The organism is Wolbachia endosymbiont of Tuta absoluta, assembly GCF_059414725.1.
Window position 1 is genome coordinate 1 of the sequence record NZ_JBNRJY010000682.1, and the last position, 2800, is coordinate 2800.

A 2800-nucleotide genomic window follows, 5' to 3' on the forward strand; every position below is an offset into this window, starting at 1 on the left:
ATTATCCTATGATAACGTTGTCGGTAGGCTTCAACATTTTGCTTTCCCTCCACATTGCTACCCTAGCTACAGGACTTCGACTTTTATCCTGGTGGGTCTACCTCCCACTGAACATACTTGCCTTCTCTGGACACACGATCATCTCCAACAACATCTAGTGGTATTCTACCACCCGCATCTCTTATATAAATATTAGCATCATGCTTGATAAGAAGTTCCACCATTGCCACTTGGCAATGGAAAGACGCTAAGTGCAAAGGCACCTTACCCGTTATATCTTGCAAATTGATCTTAGCATAACGACTAAGTAGAAGCTGTCCTGCATCTTCTCTGCCATATTCAGCAGCAACGTGCAATGCAACTCTCAAGCTTTCACTACTAGCAGCATTAACATTGGCGCCGTTATTAACCAAAAACCTCAATATCTTTAAGCTATTTTCTTTCACAGCAAAACTTATAGGTTTCATACCGTATTTTTCACCAATAAAAATCTGCTTTCTTAGGTTCATGTACACTGCACTTCTGATACATATGTTAGCTTTTAGAAGACTATGCTCTTTTATGGCAATAAATAACTCATTTACAAAGTTCTCAGTTTTTATCCGTTTTTGCATCCCTTGCATCAAATATCTCCTAAAAGACAACGTTCCCGATTTTGTATCACACAATTTGATATATACAAGCAAAATTTACAGAGAAAAATTTCAATAGTTAAAAATTAGGTCTTCAGCAATCTATCACGTAACTTTTTTGCAAAATATTTTAAGCCCCTAATTCATAATTTTTATTACTTGATAATAAGCAATCTGCTTTAGAAGAGGAAATAAGGGATAAGTTTTGTAAATAAGCACTCGAATTAGAGAGCTTATTTTAACTGATTTGAAGGGACTTTTGATGCATACTTTTAGATATCGTTAAATTGCTTAATGAACTTTCAGGACATTGATAAAGTTTTTCACAACTACTAATTGCCGTCTCGAGTTTTTTTTCTATAATATCAAGTTTTGTCAGAGGTGGATTGTCCAGTAGTCTTGAATACTTTTTCCCTGTGAACTTTTTGACCACTACATCAACTAGTAGAGCTGTTGCATTAAAATCAACTTGTGAAGAACCAATTGGGCTACCAGCTAAGTGATCAACAAATTGCTGTGCAGGAAGTAAAGTAGGAGCACTGCTGAATAAGCCATTGAGTGTGGCAGTGGTTACCCAACTAAATATACTATTAATAAAAGAAAAAGGTTTTACTGCACTGCTTGGTGCAGGATTTGGAGTATCACCAGCTTCCAATCCTATCTTAGTATTTGCCCTGGTGGAGGTTGAGAAAGGGTTTGCTATACTACTTGCTGCATCTGGAGTATCACCAGCTTCTAACTCTAATTTAGTATTTATTCTAGCAGAAAGTAATAGTTCTGTACAATTATTTTTATGAAATCTTAACACAGCTAAGAATATTTTTTCTATGTCACAGCCATCACTGCAAAGATTTTCATAACCAGGGATAACCTCAAATGCCGTTTTGCCATTTGCATTTTTAATATTAATAGTGTTATTATTGAGCAGAAGATTCGCGATATCTAATCGACAATAAAAAAAGGCTAAGTGTAAAGCTGTAAAACCTTGCATTACTTGGGAAGTGGTACTACTAGTACAATGATATATCATTTCTTTTATTTCTGCTTTTCTATTCATGGCAGTAACGTACGAGTAAGGAACAAGACATCCATCACTAACAGCATTAATATTAGCATTATTTTTAAGCAAAAACCGCACTATCTCTAAGCTACCTCTATAAACAGCAAGATGTATAGGTGCCATACCATCTTTTTTACCATTAATAATCTCTTTTTCTTTATTTATATATCTTGCCTTTTTAACATATCTTTTAACTTTATTAATATTAAGCTCATCTATAGCCGCAAATAAATTCTTTCTCAATCTCTCAAGTTTTTTCATCAAATACCTCCTAAAGAATAATGTTTCCGGTTTTATATCATGCAACTTAATATGTACAAGCAAAATTTACAGAGAAAACAATAGTTAAAATTAGGTCTTCATCAACCTATCACGTGCTGCGTTTAACTTTTGTGCAAAATATTCCGAGCCTCCCTTGTCTGGATGGACCAGTTTCATTAAATTTTGGTATGCCTTATTGATTTCATTTTGGCTTGCCTCGGAATTCAGCCCCAGTATTTTTAATGCTTCATCTTTGGACATATTATCACCAGTGTAATTTTTGGTGTAACTTTTACTGCTGTTAAATTCGTTCAAAAACTTACTTAATATAGAGTGCATCATAAAACTTATGTTATTTCTCTTTGCCAAAAAGAGAAAAAATACAACAACGCTAGGTAAAACAAACGTGATTATTGTGAATATCAAAAAAAGGAAGAAGATGAATGACATGTATATTTTTTTATCATTTTATGATTAAATAGTAACAATTATAATTGTCATGGTAAATAACATGTTTATCCAGATTGAAGAAACACCAAACCCAAACACGCTGAAATTTCTTCCTGGTTTTGAAATTCTGAGCGAAGGAGAAACAGCTGATTTTTCAAATGCAGATGAAATAAAGAACTCCAAACTAGCAGTAAATCTTTTTCAAATAGAACATGTTGTAAGAGTATTTTTTGGTCATGATTTTATTTCGGTAACAAAATCAGATAGAATGAATTGGGATATAGTAAAGGTGGAAATTTTAACTACAATTATGGATCACTTTACTTCTGGTGGAAAAGCATTTGATAAAGAAGGAGTAAGTGATAATAAAATGCTAGAGGAAGAATTCTTTAATGAA

Annotated in this window: 4 protein-coding genes; 1 reads left to right on the plus strand and 3 read right to left on the minus strand. The window is 33.5% G+C overall.

All coding sequences use genetic code 11. The features are described from left to right. Positions 1 to 83: 83 nt before the first annotated feature. The 3 genes from ACJ5GX_RS07195 to ACJ5GX_RS07205 all read right to left on the minus strand — a co-directional run bounded on the left by ACJ5GX_RS07195 (position 84) and on the right by ACJ5GX_RS07205 (position 2379). Positions 84 to 623 (minus strand): ankyrin repeat domain-containing protein, encoded by a 540-nt coding sequence (locus ACJ5GX_RS07195; protein ID WP_264683778.1) that lies wholly within the window; start codon positions 621 to 623, stop codon positions 84 to 86. 247 nt (positions 624 to 870) lie between these two features. After that, positions 871 to 1953 (minus strand): ankyrin repeat domain-containing protein, encoded by a 1083-nt coding sequence (locus tag ACJ5GX_RS07200; RefSeq protein ID WP_052264828.1) that lies wholly within the window; start codon positions 1951 to 1953, stop codon positions 871 to 873. Between the two features lie 90 nt (positions 1954 to 2043). Continuing rightward, positions 2044 to 2379 (minus strand): DnaJ domain-containing protein, encoded by a 336-nt coding sequence (locus ACJ5GX_RS07205; RefSeq protein ID WP_408066503.1) that lies wholly within the window; start codon positions 2377 to 2379, stop codon positions 2044 to 2046. A gap of 85 nt (positions 2380 to 2464) precedes the next feature. Here ACJ5GX_RS07205 and ACJ5GX_RS07210 point away from each other — a divergent pair. Beyond that, the coding region (locus ACJ5GX_RS07210; protein WP_495292854.1) for a NifU N-terminal domain-containing protein at positions 2465 to 2800 on the plus strand (336 nt) is incomplete at its 3' end.

Coding starts and splice junctions, on each gene's coding strand:
- ACJ5GX_RS07195 (WP_264683778.1), bottom strand. CDS start 623: ATGCAAGGGATGCAAAAACGGATAAAAACTGAGAACTTTGTAAATGAG.
- ACJ5GX_RS07200 (WP_052264828.1), bottom strand. CDS start 1,953: ATGAAAAAACTTGAGAGATTGAGAAAGAATTTATTTGCGGCTATAGAT.